This window comes from Streptomyces sp. WG7 (genome assembly GCF_049975785.1).
Classification (GTDB): Bacteria; Actinomycetota; Actinomycetes; order Streptomycetales; family Streptomycetaceae; genus Streptomyces.
On the sequence record NZ_JBNGGE010000073.1, the window covers coordinates 1 to 20757 of the forward strand.

General features: G+C 69.7%; 19 protein-coding genes and 3 pseudogenes. 8 read left to right on the forward strand and 14 right to left on the reverse strand.

The annotated features are described in order from the left end of the window. Window positions 1-198: 198 nt before the first annotated feature. Window positions 199-870, reverse strand: coding sequence for a hypothetical protein (locus ACP4J0_RS36350; protein ID WP_426603402.1), 672 nt, complete (start codon window positions 868-870; stop codon window positions 199-201). 31 nt (window positions 871-901) lie between these two features. Beyond that, window positions 902-1192 carry a hypothetical protein gene (locus ACP4J0_RS36355; protein WP_426603403.1) on the reverse strand — a complete coding sequence of 97 codons (291 nt, stop codon included), beginning with the start codon at window positions 1190-1192 and terminating at the stop codon, window positions 902-904. 274 nt (window positions 1193-1466) lie between these two features. Here ACP4J0_RS36355 and ACP4J0_RS36360 point away from each other — a divergent pair, with 274 nt between their 5' ends. Continuing rightward, window positions 1467-1646: a hypothetical protein gene (locus tag ACP4J0_RS36360; protein ID WP_426603404.1), complete on the forward strand. Its 180-nt coding sequence runs from the start codon at window positions 1467-1469 to the stop codon at window positions 1644-1646. 278 nt (window positions 1647-1924) lie between these two features. Then, on the forward strand, window positions 1925-2212 hold the full coding sequence (locus ACP4J0_RS36365; RefSeq protein WP_426603406.1) for a hypothetical protein: 288 nt from the start codon (window positions 1925-1927) through the stop codon (window positions 2210-2212). A 47-nt stretch (window positions 2213-2259) separates the two neighbouring features. Here the strand turns inward: ACP4J0_RS36365 and ACP4J0_RS36370 are convergent, their stop codons facing one another. From ACP4J0_RS36370 to ACP4J0_RS36380, 3 genes and pseudogenes are all read right to left on the reverse strand, one after another. Then, window positions 2260-2574, reverse strand: a complete 315-nt coding sequence (locus tag ACP4J0_RS36370) for a hypothetical protein (RefSeq protein ID WP_426603408.1) — start codon at window positions 2572-2574, stop codon at window positions 2260-2262. Between the two features lie 395 nt (window positions 2575-2969). After that, window positions 2970-3602: pseudogene (locus ACP4J0_RS36375) on the reverse strand (trimeric intracellular cation channel family protein); the annotation flags it as partial. 235 nt (window positions 3603-3837) lie between these two features. Then, complete coding sequence (locus tag ACP4J0_RS36380; RefSeq protein WP_426603410.1) at window positions 3838-5130, reverse strand: histidine kinase; 1293 nt, start codon at window positions 5128-5130, stop codon at window positions 3838-3840. A gap of 486 nt (window positions 5131-5616) precedes the next feature. On the opposite strand from ACP4J0_RS36380, the gene ACP4J0_RS36385 reads away from it, so the two are divergent. Next, window positions 5617-6132: a MarR family winged helix-turn-helix transcriptional regulator gene (locus ACP4J0_RS36385; RefSeq protein ID WP_426603412.1), complete on the forward strand. Its 516-nt coding sequence runs from the start codon at window positions 5617-5619 to the stop codon at window positions 6130-6132. 40 nt (window positions 6133-6172) lie between these two features. On the opposite strand, the gene ACP4J0_RS36390 is transcribed toward ACP4J0_RS36385, so the two are convergent. Then, window positions 6173-6706, reverse strand: a complete 534-nt coding sequence (locus ACP4J0_RS36390; protein ID WP_426603414.1) for a nuclear transport factor 2 family protein — start codon at window positions 6704-6706, stop codon at window positions 6173-6175. 509 nt (window positions 6707-7215) lie between these two features. On the opposite strand from ACP4J0_RS36390, the gene ACP4J0_RS36395 reads away from it, so the two are divergent. Continuing rightward, window positions 7216-8610 (forward strand): amidohydrolase family protein, encoded by a 1395-nt coding sequence (locus tag ACP4J0_RS36395; protein WP_426603416.1) that lies wholly within the window; start codon window positions 7216-7218, stop codon window positions 8608-8610. A gap of 251 nt (window positions 8611-8861) precedes the next feature. Then, complete coding sequence (locus tag ACP4J0_RS36400; protein ID WP_426603418.1) at window positions 8862-10010, forward strand: MFS transporter; 1149 nt, start codon at window positions 8862-8864, stop codon at window positions 10008-10010. Between the two features lie 161 nt (window positions 10011-10171). Here ACP4J0_RS36400 and ACP4J0_RS36405 read toward each other — a convergent pair whose 3' ends face one another. From ACP4J0_RS36405 to ACP4J0_RS36435, 7 genes are all read right to left on the reverse strand, one after another. Then, a complete protein-coding gene (locus ACP4J0_RS36405; RefSeq protein ID WP_426603420.1) occupies window positions 10172-11044 on the reverse strand; it encodes an aldo/keto reductase in 873 nt (290 codons plus the stop codon). A gap of 64 nt (window positions 11045-11108) precedes the next feature. Then, window positions 11109-12140 carry a GlxA family transcriptional regulator gene (locus ACP4J0_RS36410; RefSeq protein ID WP_426603422.1) on the reverse strand — a complete coding sequence of 344 codons (1032 nt, stop codon included), beginning with the start codon at window positions 12138-12140 and terminating at the stop codon, window positions 11109-11111. Next, window positions 12137-13786: a tetratricopeptide repeat protein gene (locus tag ACP4J0_RS36415; RefSeq protein ID WP_426603424.1), complete on the reverse strand. Its 1650-nt coding sequence runs from the start codon at window positions 13784-13786 to the stop codon at window positions 12137-12139. Before ACP4J0_RS36415 ends, ACP4J0_RS36410 begins: the two co-directional genes overlap by 4 nt. Window positions 13787-14332: 546 nt before the next feature. Continuing rightward, window positions 14333-14866: a C40 family peptidase gene (locus ACP4J0_RS36420; protein WP_426603426.1), complete on the reverse strand. Its 534-nt coding sequence runs from the start codon at window positions 14864-14866 to the stop codon at window positions 14333-14335. Then, window positions 14863-15069 carry a hypothetical protein gene (locus ACP4J0_RS36425; RefSeq protein ID WP_426603428.1) on the reverse strand — a complete coding sequence of 69 codons (207 nt, stop codon included), beginning with the start codon at window positions 15067-15069 and terminating at the stop codon, window positions 14863-14865. The genes ACP4J0_RS36420 and ACP4J0_RS36425 overlap by 4 nt, the downstream gene beginning before the upstream one ends. Before the next feature lie 122 nt (window positions 15070-15191). Continuing rightward, window positions 15192-16061 (reverse strand): PhzF family phenazine biosynthesis protein, encoded by an 870-nt coding sequence (locus ACP4J0_RS36430; protein WP_426603430.1) that lies wholly within the window; start codon window positions 16059-16061, stop codon window positions 15192-15194. A gap of 115 nt (window positions 16062-16176) precedes the next feature. Then, complete coding sequence (locus ACP4J0_RS36435; RefSeq protein ID WP_426603432.1) at window positions 16177-16554, reverse strand: peptidase inhibitor family I36 protein; 378 nt, start codon at window positions 16552-16554, stop codon at window positions 16177-16179. A 635-nt stretch (window positions 16555-17189) separates the two neighbouring features. Between ACP4J0_RS36435 and ACP4J0_RS36440 the strand changes: the two genes are divergently transcribed. Next, window positions 17190-18014 (forward strand): AfsR/SARP family transcriptional regulator, encoded by an 825-nt coding sequence (locus tag ACP4J0_RS36440; protein ID WP_426603434.1) that lies wholly within the window; start codon window positions 17190-17192, stop codon window positions 18012-18014. 214 nt (window positions 18015-18228) lie between these two features. On the opposite strand, the pseudogene ACP4J0_RS36445 reads toward ACP4J0_RS36440, so the two are convergent. After that, window positions 18229-18902 (reverse strand): annotated as a pseudogene (locus ACP4J0_RS36445) (IS6 family transposase); the annotation flags it as partial. Between the two features lie 307 nt (window positions 18903-19209). On the opposite strand from ACP4J0_RS36445, the gene ACP4J0_RS36450 reads away from it, so the two are divergent. Further along, window positions 19210-19956: an alpha/beta fold hydrolase gene (locus tag ACP4J0_RS36450; RefSeq protein ID WP_426603436.1), complete on the forward strand. Its 747-nt coding sequence runs from the start codon at window positions 19210-19212 to the stop codon at window positions 19954-19956. A 158-nt stretch (window positions 19957-20114) separates the two neighbouring features. After that, window positions 20115-20488, forward strand: a pseudogene (locus ACP4J0_RS36455) (transposase); the annotation flags it as partial. Window positions 20489-20757: the final 269 nt, after the last annotated feature.

Genomic DNA, 20757 nt, shown 5'->3' on the forward strand with positions numbered 1-20757 from the left:
GCGAGTCGGGTTCTGCACGCGGAACTGGGTGTCGATCCCGGCCCGGCCCTGCGCGGGCTCCGTCAGGCGATCCAGCAACACGACGCACCCGCACCCGCACCCGAGGAACGGGACAGTGCCGCGCGTGGCGACGTGCCTCGTCGCAGAAGGTGATCGGGCCGCCGGGACGACTGGGTGCGCGAACGAGCGGGCCGCGCCTCAGAGCGTCCGAGGAGCGGCCTCGTGGAGACCGGTGTACACGGTCCGTCCCCATTGCGACACGATGCCGATGGAGACCCCGCGGCGCCGCACACGCTCGTCCAGCCGCGCCATACGGCCCTGCAGGGCCCGTCGGCTCATGGGTTCCAGCGGCGTGCCGAGCAGCAGGCACAGCTCGTGGCAGCACCACTCACGCCTGGTGGTGCTGAGGACCTCGAAGAGTACGCGCTGGGACAACTGATGACAGGTGATCTCCGGGTCCGGGAGAGCCGGCGACCGGGGCCTGAGACGCGGAGCGGAAAATCCGAGCCACCTGCGCTCGGCGGCGATCCGGGACGCCAGCTCCCTGGGCGAGGTGTCACGCGGGAGCGCGTTGATGGCTCCCGCGCGCAGCACGGCGACCACGTCCGTATGCCTGGGAGTCAGCACGACGACCGAAGAGAACTTGCTCAGCACGTGTACACGCTGCTCCAGTTCGTCCATCGCCGCACCGTCCGGTACGTCCAGGAGCACCATGGGACGGGGGCTGCGCAGCAAAGTGAGGTAGGCCCATGCGGAACCCCACGGATGCGCATACGCCGGCATCACATGATGGCTGCGCATGGTCCGCAGCAGACGGGAGGTCTCTTCCCGGCACAGGGAGAGGACGATGTCGACCGGGCAGGAAGTCATGGTTGTCGAAGTCGTGCACGGGCGCGGACGGTCACATCGACTGATCGGCCGGTGAGAATTCACCCAAGGGAATGCGGATTTCCGAAATCGTTCCCTGATGGGCGGTCGCACTTTCCGGCACTTCGCGCCCGATCGCCGAGATCAGCGGACGGCTGCTGCTCAGTACGGAAACGCAGACGGTGTGGTGACCGGTCGAACGCGCCGACGTCATGGCATGAGCGAACAGCTCTCTGCCCAGCCGGCGACCTTGCCACGCGTCCGCTATGAGCACCGCCAGCTCAAGTACACCCGGCTCATCCGCCAAACGCATCACGTTCGTCATGGCTATGACGTGGTCCGGGCGGCTCTCCGGACGCGTCAGCAGAGTCGTACCCCGGCGCGGATCCACCAACCAGTCCCACTCCCGGCACGTGAGGCCTGCTTTGCCACCGTGATAACGCAAAGCGCGACTCCGCGGCGTACATCGTTCGTGGAACTCCTGTACCGAGTCGAAGTCGTTCGTCGTCGCTCGACGCGTCTGCGTAACAGCTCCACCACGCACGACGATCGTGTGAGAACTCTCCGCGGAGAACGGCTTTCTGGAGCAAGTTGTCAACATGGAATTTCTCCACACGAAGGAGGTTCGTCGTTGGGAATCAGCACAAACGAGCGCGGCCGTCCCGGCCCATGGCGACAGTTCAACGGCAGGCCGGCCGCATCAATCCCTCTTCGACGCCGTCAACGACAGGAACATCGACACGGTCCACACCTTGATCCTGTCGCCCGGAGCCCGCTGAGGCATCGGCCACCAGGAGGAGCGCCACTTAGACCTCGAGACCTAGAAGCGCTCGTCACGTTGCGTGAACCGCGCCGGCCGCGCGAGAGGTGGGCTTCTCCATCCCGGGATGGAGTCCGAGTTCCTCCTGCCAGGTGAGGGGCCGGCCCATGGCGGACGGGAGGATCGAGTCATGCCGAGCAACGGCAGCACTCTTGCGGCCCTCGGACCCCCGTACGGCGTTCGCCCTGGTCCAGCACCGCCCCTCACCAGCCCAGCCCGGGCAGAAAGTGGTACGCCATGCAGAACACGCTCACCCTCACGATGACCGCCGTCACCGTCGTCGGCCTCTTCACCGTCCTGTTCACGAAGGGGCGTTGGTCGGCCCCCTTCTGGCTCGTTGTGGTCGGCTTCCTGGTGGCCTACCCGATCAGCCACACCCTGATGGACCGGGTGGACGACGCCCCCGCCGGCTGGTTCCTGTGGCTGTTCGAGTTCGGGTGCGGCTCTCTCGTCGCCACCTTGCTCGCTCCCCTCCACCACCTGCTGCGCAAGCCGAACGCGAAGTCCACCGACGCGCCGGCCTAGAACTGTCCCGCTCACGGATCGCTGGGGCCCCGCGTTGCCGCGGGGCCCTACGCTGCTTGGTCCCAGTGATCCGGGAGGGTGTCTTCGCCGGGCGGGCGCTGCGTGGCCTTCTCGCGGGCGCGCAGGACGGCCCAGGCCGGGACGGTCAGGCAGGTGAGGAACCAGGGCAGGGGCCAGAGGGTGCGCCACCACCCTGCCTGGGGTTCGAGGAGGAGGTCGAGGGCGGCGGTGGTCATGCCGGCGGCGAGGCTGCAGCACAGCAGGCGCCCGGCCCCCCGGACGGTGAGGGTGAGCCGGTGTGTGGCGGGGGAGTGGCGGCGGGTCGATCCGGAGCAGGGCATGCGTCTGCCCAGTGCGTGCATCAAGGAACGTCCTTCACAGCGGGTTGGGTGTTACCAGGCCTCCGGTGTGTCGGCCCGGCACCTGTCTTCGTGTCTCCTCGCGCGGTCGGGTTCCGCCGGCCGCGCGAAGGGACACGGCTTCAGGCAGGTTGTGTGGCGGCCGGTCCAGCGGTGTCGTCCGACTGACCGTCTGCGGGTTCGCCGCCCTCCGCCGCGGGGCGCATCAGGATGAGCCGTGGATCGGTGACCTGTCGCTGGTGGGGGATCGGCGGCCGGCCGGCCGGGCGAGGGGTGGGCACATCGGCATCCGAGCGGCTCATGACGACAGTCGCCCGAGTGTCCTGTTCCGGATCGGGTGGCGTTTGCGGTGGCGCCGACTGGTGCCGGAGCCCGGCGAACGGATCGCGCCAGAACTGCGAGCGCGGGGTTCGCCAGCCGTAGCGCAGGGCGAGCAGACGCAGGCACAAGGCGAACCCGGACGCGCCGAGGGCGGTCGCCGTGTTGAGCAGGCCGCCGACGTGCAAGGCGGCTGTCGTGCCCGCTCCGACCAGGGCGGGCAGCGCGTACAGGTCGCGGTTCCACCGCAGGAGTGACGGCACCTCCAGCGCGACCAGACTGGCCAGGACCCCCCCGCCCACGGCGCCGGCCGTGCCGAGGGTGGCGGCGGCAGGAATGCTGAAGCCGTGGTCAAGAGCCTTGATCGTGCCGGTGACGCTGAAGAGCCCCAGCGCCACAGCGTCCGAGACACCGAGGAGCGAGCTCTCGCGCACCCTGTGGTCAAGGGACAGCCGGTGACCGAAGTAGACGACGACGGCGGCGACGACGGGCGTGAAGAAGTAGCCGAGATCGGTGAAGGCGACCGGCATTACGCCCAGGACCAGGTCCCGGAAGAGACCGCCCCCCAGCCCGGCGGCCTCGCTGAGAATGACGGTGCCGAAGACGTCGAAGTCCTTGCGCACCGCCAAGAAGGCGCCGGACAGCGCGAAGGCGAAAATGGCCAGTAGGTCCACCGTGTACTGCAGGTCGCTGCCCAGGTCGTTGATCGGCATCGGACGAAGTTTCTGTGAGACGGGAACGCACGCGAGGCATGAGCTCGGGCCGTCGAAGAGACCGCGTACCTCGTAGAGGGCAACGAGGAATCACCGGGTGCGGTTCAGCGGATGCGCGGAGATTTCGGCGGGCGTACGTCGCGCGGTCATGCGTCGGCGTACGGACTTGTCGGCCGTTGCACTCAATCGAGCCTGAGCGCGCCCGTCACCGCCGTCGGCCGGAGTGCCGGCGATGTCAGCGAGGTCTGGGACGGCGCTGTGGAGGAAGAGCGTCCGTCCTGGAGCCGGGCACGGACGGGATGGGCAGTACGGCGTGCACACAGAACCCGCCACCGGCACGGGGGCCGGCGTGGAGCGTTCCGCCCGCGGCTGCTATCCGCTCCCGGATGCCCACCATCCCATGCCCGGGGCCCTGGCCGGACGTGCGGATCGGCGGAGATCCGGCGCCGTCCTGGGGCCCTGCGTCGCACAGCCGCAGCGACAGCCGGTGACGGTCGTGCTCCCATGTCATGGTCACCGTGGCATGGGTCCGGCCGGCATGCTTGAGCGTGTTGGTGAGCGCCTCCTGGACTATGCGGTAGACGGCCAGCTGAGAGCCCGCCGGCAGTTCGACCGGCTCCCCGACGACGGTGTAGTGGACCTGGAGACCGGTGGCACGCACGGAGTCCAGCAGCGCCGGAACGGCGTCGATGCTGGGCTGCGGTGGCTGCCTGCTGAGGTCGACGTCGTCCTCGGCGTCGGTACGGAGCACGTCCAGCAACTGCCGCAGCTCGGTGACCGTCGCACGGCCGGTCTCCTCGATGGAGCGGTGCAGTTCATGTGCCTTGTCGAGGTCGTGGGTCTGGACCCGGTCCGCAGCGATGGTCTGCACAATCATGAGGCTGACATGGTGGGCGACGATGTCGTGCAGTTCCCGGGCGATGCGGGCGCGTTCCTCCATCATGGCAGCGCGGGCGTTGGCGAACTGTTCCCCCTCCAGAGCCGCGGCGCGTTCCAGCGCCTGGCTGCGCATCGCGGTCCGCGTACGCACCAGTCTGCCCAGGGACCAGGCCGCGGCCAGCAGCACCGCCTCGGTCGTCGCCGTCGCGAGCCTGTGGCCCGCGGGCGCCATCATCGCTTCCGTGACGGACAACGCCGGCATGTGCACGGCCACCAGGAGAGCGGCGCCGCGGTGGCGGGCGCGCACGGCGGTCAGGAAGAGGACCGCTGCGACGCTCAGGTAGGTGGGACCAATCGAGGTTCCCAGCGGGCCCACGAGCGGGGGGACATAGTGCACACCCTGGAGAACACCGCAGAGGACCGCGACCACCGTCAGGCTCGCCAGCGGGCACAAACGGTGAACGGTGATGGCCGTGCCGCACACCAGGAGGAGCAAGAGCCACCAGGCATCCGGCACCCGCAGCCTGTGCTCGTCGGGCGGGACCAGGGCGGGCAGGGCCAGGCACCAGGCCGTCAGCAGGACGCTCAGGCCCAGATCGGCCAGGGCGGGTGGCAGGCGGCGGCGCAGCCACGAGTCCAGTGCGTTCATGCCGGTCCACGGTAGACCGCGCGCGAGGAGACCGCGCACGGCGGCCGGGACAGGTGGACCGGAGCGGTCGCCGTCCTGCCGTTCACCAGCTCCTCGTACGCACAGACCACGAGGTGGGAAGCGTTCTCCCCCGGACGAAGACGAAGACCATGTCGTAGCGCCGCGGCGGGCACCCTTTGTGCGGACGTCGACCCCGACGACGTCGCCACGCTGCTCATCGGCGTGCTCGCCGCCGTCAAGGACGGTGCGTCGCCGTCAAGGACGGTGCTCCTCGAAAGCGGACCGGCCGCCGGCTCGACCTCCTCGTCGACGCGCTCCGCCCGAGAACGGGAGCGTGTACGCGTGGCCGGGCATGCTGCCCGGCGGGTGAGACCCATGGAGTGAACCGTGCGGGCAGAGCGTGCGTTCAGTGAGGTGGACGGGGTTGATCCTCGCTGACGCGGCGACACCGCGTGCAAAAAACGCTTCCGTAGGGTGGTGGGACACATGAACACGGCACCCCTCTCGGCCCCCGCCGAAGAGGTCCGCCGGCTGACCGCCGAGGAACAGTACATCTGGCGCTCCTACACCGAGGCCGCGACCCTCCTGGAGGACCACCTCGACCGCCGGCTCCAGCGCGACGCGGGCATGCCGCACGTCTACTACGGCCTGCTGGCCAAGCTCGCCGAGTCACCGCGCCGACGGCTGCGGATGACCGAACTGGCCCGGTGCGCGAAGATCACCCGCTCCCGGCTCTCGCGCGCGGTCGCCCGCCTGGAGAAGAACGGCTGGGTACGCCGGGAGGACTGCCCCTCCGACAAGCGGGGCCAGTTCGCGATCCTCACGCGCGCGGGCTACGGGGTGCTGCGCCGGACCGCGCCGGGTCACGGGTACGCCGTACGCCAGGCCGTGTTCGACCGGCTCACTCCCGAACAGCAGAAGTCCCTCGGCGAGATCATGCGGATCATCGCCGACGGACTTCAGCCGAGCGAAGCGGGGGCGGACCTGCCCTGGCTCCGCTGAACGCGGGCCGGGGTGGCGGTCACCTGACCGACGATTCCCGTCAGGGCCGCTGGACGCGGTCGATGAGCTCCTGCACAGCGCCCATGTCCAGGAAGGCGTGGCTGCGTATGACGCGGCTGTCCTTCAGCTCCCACACCCAGCAGTACTCGTTGTGGTACTCGACGCCGTCGATCGCCGTCGCATCGCCGTAGAAGCGGATGATCACGGTGTCTCCGTCGGCCCACAGGTCCTGGATCGTCATCACGAGCGTCGTCGCCAGACGATCCATGATCGGTGCCGAACCCGCCGCGAGGAAGTCGGCCTTGGACGTGTACGTGCGCCCGTTGACGATCGACCACTCGACATCGTCGTGGAGGATGTCGAAGATGTCACCGCCGGTGTTCTGCCGTGCGAAGGCCTTGAGCACCAACGCGCTGTTACGACGCTCCCGCCACGACCGACCGGCCTGTGCGGCGCCGACGTCCGGACGACCTCCTGTCGAAGCGGAGGCGGTCCCGGCCGCCATGGACAGCCCGCCGGCCACCCCTGCCGCGACGAAGGCACGTCGACTCTGTCGTGAGGCGTTGTCTGTCACGTTGATTCCCCTTTGCGTCGTGGAAACGCGTCGCTGCCTCATGGTGGAGACGCCGACCGGCACGAGACCGTCTTCTCGGACAGGCTAGGTTTCCCCGCGGCCGGCAGCCTGGTCCCGTCACTCCCCGGAACAGTGCGGCCAGGCCGGGCCGACGGGGCGTGCCGGCCGCCCCGTTGACAGCGCGGCGGACGACCGGCCGTCAGCTCCGCGGAGGGCAAGGAGCGGGCCCCGCCGCGGAAGGGGCGAGGTCCCGCCGGGCCACGCCCCGCCCGCTGAAGAGACCGCCCTGACGGCCGTGCGTCACGCACCGCCGCCCGGGATGAGCGGGCGTCGCCGCGACCGACCGTGAGGTCCCGTCGCTGTTCCTCACCCAGCCCGCCGGCTGACCCTGGGTGTGCTGTGCCCAGGAAAACGGCGACCTGGTTGTCACCCCCGGCCGGTCCGATGCTGGAGGCACCGCCCACCCCGCACAGGCCCACCGCGCCTGGCACGACGAACAGGATCTCCCCTTGACCGCCTCCGGCACCACCAGCCCCGCCGTGCTCGAACAGCTCCAGCGCCGCTCCTGCGACCCGAAGCGGCGCATCCTGTTCACCGGCGCGACCATCGTCACCATGGACCCCGGCTCCGGTGTTCTGGACGGCGCCGATCTGCTCGTCGAGGGCGACACGATCACCGCGATAGGTCCTGGCCTGAGCCGGGAGGGAGCGGTGGTCGTCGACGCCACCGGCACCCTCCTCACACCGGGCTTCGTCGACACCCACCGGCACGCCTGGGAGGCTCAGCTGCGCCGGATCATGCCGGACGTCGACGACCTCGGCGCCTATGTGATGTCCACCCTGGCCGGCTACGCCACGGTCTACCGGCCCCATGACATGTACGTCGGGACCAGACTGGCCGCGCTGACGGCCATCGACAGCGGCATCACGACCATGCTCGACTTCTCCCACAACTCCCGCACCCGTGAGCATTCCGACGCCGCCGTCGAGGCCCTCATCGACACCGGCATCCGAGGCGTGCACGCCTCCATGGGCCCGCACTTCGGCGACTGGGACAAGCAGTGGCCCGGCGACCTGACCCGCCTCAAGGAGAAGTACTTCGCCGGCGACGACCAGCTGCTGACCCTGCGCCTGGCAGCCCTCGCCACCGACGAGATCGCCGGCCCCGCCCTCGCGTACGGACCCGAACTCGCCCGCACCGCCCGGGACCTGGGCATCGGGGTGAGCGTGGACGCCGTCTTCGGCACCTCCTCCTCGCAGGCCGTCGAGCAGTGGGCGAAGGACGGCATCCTCGGCGCGGACGTCACCCTCATCCACGCCACCGGCCTGACCCAGGCAGCGTGGAAGGCGATCGGGGAGAGCGGCACGACCATCGCCCTGGCCCCGACCTCGGACGCCCAGATCGGGCTGGAGACCGCGATCCCCGCGATCGACGAGGCCCTGTCGGTCGGGGTGCGCCCGGGGTTGAGCATCGACGTCGAGGTGGCCCTGGCCAGCGACATGTTCACGCAGATGCGGGCCCTGCACGCCATCCAGCGGATGCGCGCGGTCAACACCGTCTACGGCACCGACCGGCAGCCGGGACGCGTCACCACCCACGACGTCCTGGACTTCGCCACCCTGCAGGGCGCCCGCACCAACGGCCTGGAGGGCGTCACCGGCTCGCTCACCGTGGGCAAGAAGGCCGACCTGCTCGTCATCCAGGCCGAGGACCTCAACAACATGCCGCTCAACGACCCCATCGGCACGGTCGTCCTGGGCTCCGACGCCCGCAACATCAGCGCCGTCCTGGTCAACGGCGAGGTCCGCAAGTGGAACGGCCAGGTCCTGGGCGTCGACCTGCCCGCCCTGCGCGACGAGGTGCACGCCTCGCGCGCACACGTACTCGGCACCCCCGCCGCCTGACACACCCCCCGGGCCTTCGGCACGTTCCGGGACGGCCACCCGCACCCGCGGGCCACCGCTTCACCCGACGCAGGCCATCCCTTCTCCCGCTCAAAGACCCCCGGCCGGTCACACGGTGCACCACCGCGTGACCGGCCGGCGGGCGCCCGCTTCCCGGAGTTCTCATGCCTCACCCCACCCCCTCACCGCGCCCCCCGGCCAAAGCCGGCGCCACGACCCCGCCCCCGGCCTGGGTTCCCACCGCCCCTGCCGTGATCCTGCTGACCACGCTGGGTGTCCTCGTCGTCGGCCAGATGTACACCGTCCTGGCCCTCCTGCACTCCATGGCCGAGAGCCTGGGCTCCACACCGGGACAGGTCACCTGGTCCGCCACCGCGTTCGGCTTCGCCTACGCCGCGGGTTTCCTCCTCGCGGGCCCTCTGACAGACCGGTACGGAGCGCGTACGGTCATCACCTGGGGGCTGGTGGTCGCTACGGCCGCCACCGTCGCGGTCAGCGCGGCCCCCGATCTCACCTGGGTCATCACCCTGCGTGTCCTCCAAGGGCTGAGTGCCGCGGCGTTCGCACCGGCCGCGTTCTCCTACGTCGGTCACCACCTCGCACCGCCGTCGCGCGGTATGGCCCTGACCTGCCTCACCAGCGGCATGCTGGGCGCCGCGGTCCTCATGCAGATCGGCGCCCAGGCAGTCGAGGCCCCGCTGGGATGGCGGGCGGTCTTCCTGCTCAGCGCCGCACTCATGGCGTTGAGCCTGCTGTTCGTACGCCGCGTCCTGCGGCCCACCCCGCGCGAGGACACGGGGGCGAGCGGCGGGCTGCTGCACGCGTTCGCGGTGATGCCCCGGTTGCTGCGCCGGCCCCGGCTGATCGCTCTGTACCTGGCCACCATGATGCTGATGGGCGGATTCGTCTCCGTCTACACGGGCGTGGCCGTCGCGGGACCGCCGGACATCGCGGGGCACCCCAGCGCGGTCCTGGCCCTGCGAGCCGGCGCGCTTCCGGCACTGATCGCCGTCCCGCTGCTCGCCCCCGTCCTGTCGCGGGTCCTCGCACCGCGACGGCTGGCCTCCTCGCTGGGCCTGGCCGCCGTCACCGTCACGGCCGCTTCCCTGCTCGCCGACCACACGATCCTGCTGGCCGGGGCGCTGCTGCTGTTCGTCGCCGTTGTCGCGATCGCCGCACCCGCTGCCGTCGAGACCGTCAGCACCAGCGCCCCCCACGCGCGCGGCGCTGCCGTCGCCCTCTACGCGTGCAGCATGTTCATCGGCGCGAGCCTGGGACCGCAACTGGCCGGCGCCCTCACCGACCAGGGCTTCGGCACCATCCTGCGCGTCACCGCCGTAGGCCTTCTCCTGGGTGCCGTCCTGGCACTGCCGGCTCTGCGCCGCCGGCCCTGCGAGTAACGCACCTTCCCGAAGGTGAACGATGCCGATCCGGTGGGCGAGACGCGGAAGGGAGCCCGCCGACGGTCACCCGGGGGCAGGACCGTGGAGAAGCAGCGGGAGTGGGCGGCCGCGATCACTTCTCCGGAGCGGAGCCGACTGCGGCGAGCGCCGCCAGCTCGTCATCGGACAACCGGCACCGTGGCGAGGCGGGAGAGATGCTCATCGGTGAGTCGCAGCGCAGACGCGGCTACGTTCTCCTCGAGATGCGCGACGGAGGACGTACCCGGGATGGGGCAGATCATCTCGGACCGGGCCAGCAACCATGCGAGAGCGATCTGTGCGGGCGTCGCGTCCAGCTCCGCCGCCACGTCGGCGACGACGTGGTCGGCGCGGGCCAGGTCACCACTCATGATCGGGAACCAGGCGACGTACGGAATCCGCTCCCGTTCGCAGTGTTCGAGCACGTCCTCACCCACACGGGCCGCCAGGTTGAACAGGTTCTGCACGGCCGCCACGTCGATGATCTCCCGTGCGGACTCGATCTGGTCGACGGTGACGCTCGACAGTCCGAAGTGTGCGATCTTCCCCTCGTCCCGCAGCTCCCTCATCGTCCCCACCTGCTCCTCGAACGGCACCTGCGGATCGACCCGGTGCAGGTAGAAGAGGTCAATCCGCTCCTGTCCGAGACGCCGCAGACTCGCCTCGCACTGCTGACGCAGGTACGAGGGGCGTCCGAGGGGTTCCCACACTCCTGGCCGCACCTGAGCCTGGCCCGCCTTGGTGGCGATCAGCAGATGGTCGGGATAGGGATGCAGAGCCTCACGCAGGATCTCCTCGGTCACGCCGAAGGCGTAGGCGTCCGCGGTGTCGATGTGGTCGACGCCGAGTTCGACCGCACGCCGCGCGACCCGGACCGCGTTGGCGCGGTCCGCGGGCGGTCCCCAGATGTCCTTGCCGGCGAGACGCATCGCGCCGAAGGACATGCGGTGAACCGTACGGTCGCCGATCCGGACAGTGCCCGACCGTTCGATTCGCTGCTGTATGTCGTTCATGTCGCCCATGATCGACGCGCGGGTCCGACGCGGGCTACGCGACGACGGACGCGAAAGTTGAACATCACGCCACCCTGCCCGTCTCGGGGCGCTGCCCGCACGCCGCGCCGAACGTACGGCGATAACGGCCGGGCGGCATCTGCGTGAGCCGGGTGAAGTGGTAACGCAGCGCCGCTTCCGAACCGAAACCACTGGCCTCGGCGATCCGGCCCACGGTCCAGGTCGTGCGCTGCAACAGCTCCTGCGCCCGGCGCACCTTGGCACGGAGCAGCCATTCCATCGGTGGGACACCGACCACGTCGCGGAACCGGCGCGTGAACGTGCGGGCGCTCATGCAGGCGTGCTCCGCGAGATCGGCCACCGTGCTCGCCTCGTCGAGATGCTCCTCCGCCCAGCGCAAGGTGTCGTGTAGGGAGCGCGTTCGGCCCGGCACCTCCCACCTCGCGTACTGTGACTGATCACCGTCTCGACGGAGCGGGACGACCATGAACCGGGTGATCTCAGCGGCGAGCGCCGATCCGTGGTCCTTCTCGATCAGGTGCAGCACCAGATCCAAGGCCGCGGTGCCGCCTCCCGACGAGAAGATGCCGCCGTCCTCGACGAACAGGCGTTCCGGCTGCACCCGCACCAACGGGTGGAGCGCCGCGAGTTCGTCGGCCCAGTGCCAGTGCGTCGTGGCCCTCAAGCCGTCGAGCAGGCCCGCGGCCGCGACGAGGAAGGTCCCCAGGCACAGGGACACGACCCGTGTGCCCCCGGCGTGCGCTCGTCGAAGTGTCTCGATGAGCGCGGTCGGTGTGCGCAGTTGTCCGGGATACGCCGGAACGATCAGCGTGTGTGCCGACTCCGCCCAGGACAGGGGGCGGTCGGGGACGAGACGGAAACTCGTCGCGTACCCCGTACGCGTGACAAGGGCACGTTCGGGTCCGGCCACAGCGACCTCGTACAGCAGGTCACGCGCGTGATCGTTCGCCGCCGCGAACGCCTGCACGGCCAAGGCGACCTCGAACGCTCCGACCCCGTCATGGCTCAGGACTGCGACGCGATGCGGGCTCGGCCGGTCGGTGGGGATGAGCGAGGTAGGGAACCATGAGGTCATTCTTCTCCCCCGTCAAGCGAGAATGTGTCGAGAAGGACATACAGGTCGTCACTGGTGGCGATGGTGTCGGAGTGGTCGGGGCCGAGCAGCAGATCACGGTCGGCCACCACCCCTTTCAGCAGGGCAGCGGCGTCCATGAGGCGCGCGTCCAGCCAATACAGGTCGGCGAGTTCGGCACGGGCGTCGACGGTGTCGAGGTGGTCGGTGCCGAGCACGCGCTCGCGGTCGGCCACCACCCGCTCCTCCAGCTCGATGGCCTCATCGACGCGTCCCTTGTACCGGTAGGAGGTGGCGAGGTGGGCGCGGGCGGTGAGGGTGTCGGGGTGGTCGGTGCCGAGGACACGCTCGCGGTCGGCCACCACCCGCTCCTCCAGCTCGATGGCCTCATCGACGCGTCCCTTGTACCGGTAGGAGGTGGCGAGGTGGGCGCGGGCGGTGAGGGTGTCGGGGTGGTCGGGGCCGAGCAGGCGCTCGCGGTCGGCCAGCACTTGTTCCCTCAGCTCGATGGCCTCGCCGGCGTGTCCCTCGCGCGAGTAGGAGATGGCGAGGTGGCCGCAGGCCTCGATGGTGTCGGGGTGGTCGGGGCCGAGCAGGCGCTCGCGGTCGGCCAGCACCCGTTCCTCCAGTTTGATGGCCTCATCGACGCGTCCCTTGTACCGGTAGGAGGTGGCGAGGTGGGCGCGGGCGGTGAGGGTGTCGGGGTGGTCGGGGCCGAGCAGCCGCTCACGGTCGGCCAGCACTTGTTCCCTCAGCTCGATGGCCTCACCGACGCGTCCCTCGCGCCAGTAGCAGCTGGCGAGACTGCCACGGGCCGACAAGGTGTCGGTGTGATCGGAGCCGAGCAGCCGCTCGCTGGCTGAGACCATTCTCTGCCAATAGCCGATGGCGGCGCCCGTCAGCCCCGCGGCATAAAGGCTTGTACCGGCCTGGAAGAGGACCAGGTGTCCGTCGGGACGCCACAGATGGTCGGCGGTATGGCCGGCCAGGGCATCGGTGTTGGCGCGCAGCGCCACGACCAGGTCGGTGTTCTGCTCGTCGTCGTCGGGCCAGGCACCCAGGAGCGCGTCGGCTGCCGCGGTGGCCAGGCAGGACAGGTCGGCATCGGCGATGCCGTCGCGGACGGCACGGGCGGTCGGGGCATGGACGCGGACGGCACGGGGCTCATCACGCGGGTCGTGGATGAGCAGCGCATGGCGGTGCAGCAGCCGCAGGATCTGCCTGGCCTGATCGGCAGTGACTCGGGAAGAGCCCGCGGAAGTGTTCTTCCCACGGGGAACGGAGCGGTAAGCGGAGAGGTGGGCGAGCAGGGACGGTTGTGTCCAGAGGGCATCGGGGTGACCGGCGGGATCGAGAAGAGCGGCCAGGCGGAGAGCCGGGACGGCGAGGCCGGCGGGGTCGGCGGCTTGGACGGCCCGCAGGGACATCTGGAGGGTGGCGGTGATCTGCCGGCTCCGGACGTCCGTGTCAGTGGTCTCGGGCCGTGCCCCCTTCAACCGGGGCCCGCTGTGGGGGAGGCGGACGATGAGGGGAGGTTGCGGCCGGGAGTCGTAGCCGAGGAGGAAGGGCTGTGTGCCGTACGCCCGTCCCGGGCCGGGCGACGCCTTCGCCTGCTCCCGCCGCGGCCTGTCCACACTCTCGCCGTCCACGCCCACTGCCCTCTCCGCACTCGTTCGTTCCCGGCCCGTGAAGCTCACGGAGCGGCGAGGCGGCCATGGATCGAGTCCCGGTACGCACGCAGCCACCTCACGCCCCTGCGTCAGAGGCCCGTGCACCATGAGGACAGTGGGCGCTCCGGACTCGCTGTCCAAAGCCTCCCGGAAGAGGCGAGGTTCCCCTTCGCTGCCCACGAACTGCCGCGTGCGCGCGGAAGCGAGCCTGCCGGCCAGTCGTCCGCCCGGCACCGACTGCCGGAATGGACCTTCTCGGCCGTGGAGCGGGAGGCAGCGTCGTTCATCGCCATTCCGTTCCTTTCCTTCCTGGAAGAGCACCGCGCTGGGCGAAGGGGACCGAGAGGGAGGAGACATCGCCCAGCCCAGGGGCCCGTCCGTGGACCGACCGGACCAAGCGCGTCGCCCAGGGCGGCAGCGTGCGCGGGTCCGGCAGCCGCCCGTCGTGCGGAGCGGAGTCCCCGGCGGCCGTGGTGCCGGCGGACACCGCGCCCGCGTCCGCTCGTGGCGCTGGGCCGCGCAGGGTCATCTGGCGGAGAGGTCCAACAGCCGGGTGGCTCCGTAGTAGTCGCCGCGCGGCATCGCCTCGTCCAGCGGGACCCGTGAGACGAGCTTGCCGGTCCGGGAAGCGTGGATCACCTCGTCGCCCCCGCAGAAGAGGCCTACGTGGTAGATGCGCGTGCCGTTGTGCCAGAAGACCAGATCGCCCTCGCGCAGGGCATCGCGCCCGACGGTGTACTCGGAGGTTGCCGCGTACTGGCTCGCGGAGACCCGGGGCAACCGGTTGAACGGCCAGTACGCGTAGCGCACCAGGCCGGAGCAGTCGAACCCCGGGGCGGCGGAGGCGGCACACTCGCCCGCGAAATCGTAGCCGTTGACGTCGTCGCAGAAACCCGTGCTCGGTCCGTAGGGCGTCCCTCCTCCCCACGAGTACGGCGTGCCCAGCCACCGGGTCGCACGTCCGACGACGACGTCCGCGTCCCGGGGCAGCGGCGCGGCGTTCTCGTCTTCGGGGCCGGCATCCACCGGAACGGCGGTCCGCGGCTGGCCGACGCTCATGCGGCCTCCCGGACGGAGCCGGCCTCCGGACCGAGGCGCACACCGTCCCGTTCCTCGGGCCGGCTGCCGCAGCAGACGAAGTCGATGTCGGTCACGGGCCCGGTGGGCAGATCACGCGTCACCCCTGGGGCCCGGCCGAACCGCAGGTCGTCATCGAACGGCATGACGCTGACGACCGGGCCGTTGTGTGGGTGGACGGTCATGGGTGACATTCGCTTTCCGGGGGGTCGGATTCGGGCTTGGAACGCGCGGCGGCCGGGCCGCCGCCGGGCGGACCCGGACGTGCGCGCCCGCCCGGTCCGCGCGCCGGGGAGCGAGCAGCAGGTCAGGGCAGACGGAGGAGTTCCCCGCGGGCCACCGCGACGACCGTGCCACGCACCGTCGTCTCCACCACCCGACCGTCGCGGGCGTGCACCTCGACCTCCATGGCCGAGGGCCGTCCCAGCTCCGCTCCCTGGCTGATGGCGAACGAGGAGACACCGTCGGGAGGCAGCAGACTCCGGTGGACGAGGTGGACGCCCAGCGCGACGGCGGAGGCGCCCCCACCCGGGTCCTCCATGACTCCTGCCCCGGGGGCGAACATCCGTACGTGTGCCCGTGACGATGCGGGGTCGAAACTGAACAGCACGAGTCCGACCGTACCGGCGGTCCGGGCGACGACGGCTGCCGCGTCCGGCCGGGCTCGGGCCACGGCGTCATCGTGTACCTGAAGGAAAGCGAAGAACGCGCCGGCCGCGGCGGTCCCGTGCCTCTCCTCACCGACGACGTCTTCGGCCGTGAGGCCGACCGCCTCGGCCAACGCGGCCGCGTCGAGGGACTCGCCGGTCTCAGGCCGGCCGCCGGCGATCCGGGCGCCCGCGTCATCCACGTGTACCGGGACGATGCCCGCACCGCACTGCTGCCGGACGTCACCGTGCTGGATCACGCCCGTACGGGCCAGCACCCACGCGGCGCCGATACTGGGATGACCGGCGTACGGCAGCTCCGTGGTCGGAGTGAAGACACGCACCCGGTAATCGGCGTCCGAGGTGGTGGGCGGCAAGGTGAACACCGTCTCGGACAGGTGGAACTCGCGGGCGATGGCCTGCATCGCCGCATCGGTGAGCGCGGCACCTCCGTGCACCACCGCCAACGGGTTGCCGCCGTACGGGCGGTCAGCGAATACGTCGACGAGGTCGTACGGGAGGCCAGTCATCGTCGGTGTCCAGTCGTTGTCATGCCGCAGCGGCCGTCGGCCGTCCCCTCGTGTGTCATTGCTCCAGGACTCGAAGCGCGGGGGACGGCCGACTCACGTGCTTCGGGCAGAGGGCTCAGTATCCGAAGATCTGGGTGATGGTGTTGTCCCACTCCGGCGGAGCCACCCACCTCTCCCCGGGTGCGAGCTCCACGACCAGCTCGCGATAATGGTCGTCCGCGAAGAACATGAAGTGGTAGTCGGAGTCGTTGATGATGGAGGAGATCTTGTCATCCTTCCAGTCGGGAAGGTTCCCCGAATTCGCCGGGTAGTTGTCGAGCAGCCCCGTGAAGTCGGCACCGTCGTAGAGGCACAGGGGCGCCACATTGGGGTACGGCCGGGGGCAGACCGGCGCGGGCGTGGCCGCCGACGCGGCGGGAGCTGCCGTGACGACCAAACCACCGAGCGACGCGAGGGCGCCGAGTGCCGCTCCGATACGACGCTTCTTCAACATGGCCGATCTCCTTCTTCTGGATGGGTACGACATGAAGAGGTGTTCGAGGTTCCGATGCGGAAGGACCGAGAAGTCGATTTTCCGGCTGCAGCCCGCGCAACCAGTCATCACCACCCGGAGATTCTGCTGGAGAACCGGCCGACGGACATCGGCTGATCGACCTATGTCGCTGGGCCTACCTGCCTTGATCGGGAACCTCGTGAACAGCGGGTGCACGCCGGGCCGAGCTGCTGGTCACCGCCGTCGTCTCCGTAGTACTCCAGCCGCACCACGCCACCGTGGCCGTTCTCGGGCGTTGCCCGCGCGGCGTGTCGAACGTGTGGCACACGCTCCCCGATGAGGCGGGCAGGCCGGGGACATAGGTCGATCAGCCGATGCCCGCCGGTCGGGCCTCCAGCACAATCTGCGGAGGTGGAGCACGAGCCCGACCCCCGGGCTATGTGGGCCGCCGGGTGGTGATGACCTTCGTCCTTCTGCTCGCTCCTCACCGCCGTCCCGCCCGTCACCACCGTCTCCAGTAGATCCGGCGTGGGTACCGCACCTATAGCGATGCCACCGTTGTCCGGCGTTCGCATCGTCCGCCGGGTGCTGACTTTCCACGACCGACTGACGAACCGATGAATAAAGGGGCAATCATGTCCACGCAAGCCGCTGGTGTCCGCTTCAGTCTGCTCGGACCCCTGACGGCCACCCGGCACGGGACCCTTCTCGACCTCGGCCCGCGTCAGCGGCGCGTGTTGCTGATCCGGCTGCTCATCGCCAACGGTCGCGCCGTCAGCATCGATCGGCTTTGCGACGGCCTGTGGGGGGACCGTCCCCCAGCCCGGGCGGCGACATCGGTGCACGCGCACATCAGCCGGCTGCGCCGTGTCCTGCATCCCGCCGGGTCCTCCGAGGCATGCCGGGACGGTGTCCTCGCCACGACGCGGTGCGGCTATGTTCTGCGTGTCGCCGACGAGGACCTGGACACCGTACGGTTCGAACGCACCGTGGCGGCCGGCCACGATCTGCTGGAGGCCGGGCGGCCGGAGCGGGCCGCCGAGGCCCTCGCCGAGGCCCTCGCCGCCTGGCGCGGCGACGCACTCATGGACGCTGCCTGTCTTCCTTTCGCCGCCCGGGAGATCGCCCGCCTGACGGAGCGCCGGCACGCCGCACGGGAGCTGTACGTCCGAGCGCTGCTGATGTCCGGGCGGCCGGGTCAGGCCGTGCACACCGCGCAGGACCTGATCGCCGATGAGCCGCTGCGCGAGTCCGCCTGGGACCTGCTGATGCGATCTCTGTGGCTGCTGGGCCGGTCCGCTGAGGCGGTGCAGCAGTACGACCGGGCCACCCGGGTCCTGCACACGGAACTAGGCGTCGAGCCCGGCCCGGCCCTGCGCCGGCTCCGCTGGGCGATCCAGCAGCACGACGTGCCTGAGCTCGAGGGATGGACCCCCTCTCCAGTCCGGGCTGCCTGCTGACCGTGTCCACTTCTCCTCTCCAGCATGCGACGGGCCATACCCTTCCAACGCCGTGATCACTGCTGTCGGCGTTGTCACGTTGTTGGGTGTGTGGGTGTCTGACGGTGTGTCGAGGAGTGGTGGGGCCGGGTTCCGGGCGGTGCTCAGGCCGTGGCAGGTCGGTCCGTGACGCCGGTGATCTACTCCCAGGGGTGAAGCGGACGGTTATTTCGGCCCGGTGGTGAGGTGCGGGCATCAGGTGGCGACGAGGCCGGAAGCGGGGTGAGATGCCACTGAACGCGGAGAGGAACCTCTGCGCCCCGCCCACGGAGCGGAAGCCCTTCACAACCCGTTCGCGCTGCCTCGTCGGCTGGTGGCTGTTTTCGGCCCGGTTGTTCAGTCTCTTGTGCGAGCGGTGCTCGACGGAGGGCATGACGTGGCGGTGGGCGGCGTTGCAGGAGCGGAGCTTGTCGGTGACGATCACCCTCGGCACTGCCCGGGTCTTCGTCATCAGCCTGCGGAGGCGTCATCAGCCTGCGGAGGAACCGTCTGGCCGCGGCCTCGTCGCGGCGGTACTGCACGAGGATGTCGAGGACGTTGCCGTCCCGGCACACAGCCCGCCACAGACACTTCTGCTCGCCGTTGATCTTGATGAAGACTTCGGACTTCGTCGAGATGCCATGTGTCGCCGGGCCGGGGACGCCTGCGGCGAAGCCCGTTCGCGTAGGCCTGCCCGAACTTCCGACACCACCGTCGCACGGTCTCGTACGAGACGATCACGCCGCCCTCGAGCATCAGTTCCTCGACCTCGCGGTAGGACAACGGGAAGCGGAAGTACAGCCACACGCAATGGGAGATCACTTCGACCGGGTACCGGTGCCCCTTGTACGACGGCGACGTGACCTCCACGGACGACCCCCTCCACCACCATCACCCCGAAAATTCATCCCACCCGCTCACCCAACGTGACAGCGCCCGCGCGGTGTTTCGACGGGCGGGGTCGCAGCGTCGGAGCTGGGGTGCCGCACACGGCATGCCTCTGGTGCTCGACGCTTACTGACCGGCCCCGCCGGGGCAATCGGCTCCGGCCGTTTCGCTCCTCGAACTTCCACCCACTGCGCACCGAACCCACCCCACCCGCTCGCCGTAGTCAGTTATGCCCACCCGGTGTGGCAGCACGCGCACCAGATTTCCCTCACGAAGCGGAGCTCCTTGCATGCCCGTCGTCCTCGTCCATGGCGTTCCCGAGACCTCGGACGTCTGGGACAAGCTGCGTCCCCTGCTCGACCGCGATAGCGTCGCACTGGCCCTGCCCGGATTCGGCACCGAGTTGCCGGAGGGCGTAACTCCCACGAAGGAGTTCTACGTCGACTGGCTGACCAATGCTCTCAAGGAGCTGGATGGCCCGATCGACCTCGTCGGTCACGACTGGGGAGCGCTGCTGACCGCGCGGGTCGCCACCATGCGGGCGGTGCCCCTGCACAGCTGGGTGATGGACATGGCCTGTGCCTACCACCCTTCCTACCTCGGGCACGTACTGGCCCAGCCCTGGCTGACGCCCGAGGCTGGCGAGGCGTTCATGGACCACACGTTGGCCACCCCGGCGAAGTATTCCGAAAACATTGTGTCGACCATGCGCGGCTGGGGTGTGCCTGAGGAGCATGTGGTGGCAATGAGCGAGCGTGTGGACCGGACGATGTGCGACGCGATCTTGTCGCTCCACCGGTCGGCCACGCCCAATGTGTTCGCCGACTGGGGCGCGACTACCAGCGCAGCGGAAAGCCCGGGTTTGGTGTTGATCCCGGAGATGAACCGTATGGAGGACGTCAAGGCGTCCCGAGAGGCGGCCGACACCCTCGGCGCGCGCCACGTCAGCCTGCCGTACCTCGGTCACTGGTGGATGCTTGAGGACCCCGAGCAGAGTGCGTGGGAGCTGACAACCTTCTGGGAGTCGCTGGACTGAGCGCCCACCACCGGTAGACGGGGCTGTAAAACCAACGGCGGATCTAGTGATCAAGGAAGAGACGCCAAGTGACATGACAGGCCGTGCAGTGGGAGTCGGCGAAGGCCAGCGGGCAGTCTGCGGGCGTGGCGGCTGCGAGCGACGAGCAGTTGACCGCAATGCTGGTGGACCGGGCCCGGAGCGAGAGCCTGCAGTTGACCGGTGAGAGCGGGCTGCAGCAACTGACGAAGCTGGTACTGGAGTCCGCTTTCGAGGGTGAGATGACCGATCAGCTCGGCTACGAGAGGCACGAGGCGGGCCGGCCGCAACAGCGGGAATTGCCGCAACGGCACCAAGGGCCAAGACGGTACTGACCGATGTCGGCCCGGTCGAGGTCCGGGTGCCGAGGGAGCTGTCCGGCACGTTCACGCCCCACATCGTGAAGAAGCGGCAGCGGCGCCTGACCGGCGGGGACGAGACGGTGCTGTCGCTGCCGGCGAAAGGCCTCACCCACGGCGAGAGCTCCGCGCACCTGGCGGAGGTCTACGGCGCCGAGGGGCGCTGTCACGTTGGGTGAGCGGGTGGGATGAACGTTCGGGCTGATCGTGGTGGAGGGGGTCGGCCGGGGAAAGGGTGCTGAGGATCCGTCGTGGCCCCGCGGTGTCGCACAATACAAGTCTCAAAAGGGAGTCGACCCGCTTCTGAGCGAGAACGGGTTCTGAGAGTGAATCCGGGATCCGTGCGGGTCCGGGGACTCGTGATTGATCCTGCTCGCGCAAAGGAACGTTTGTGAGAGTGAGCACGTGCGTGAGTCTCCGAAGT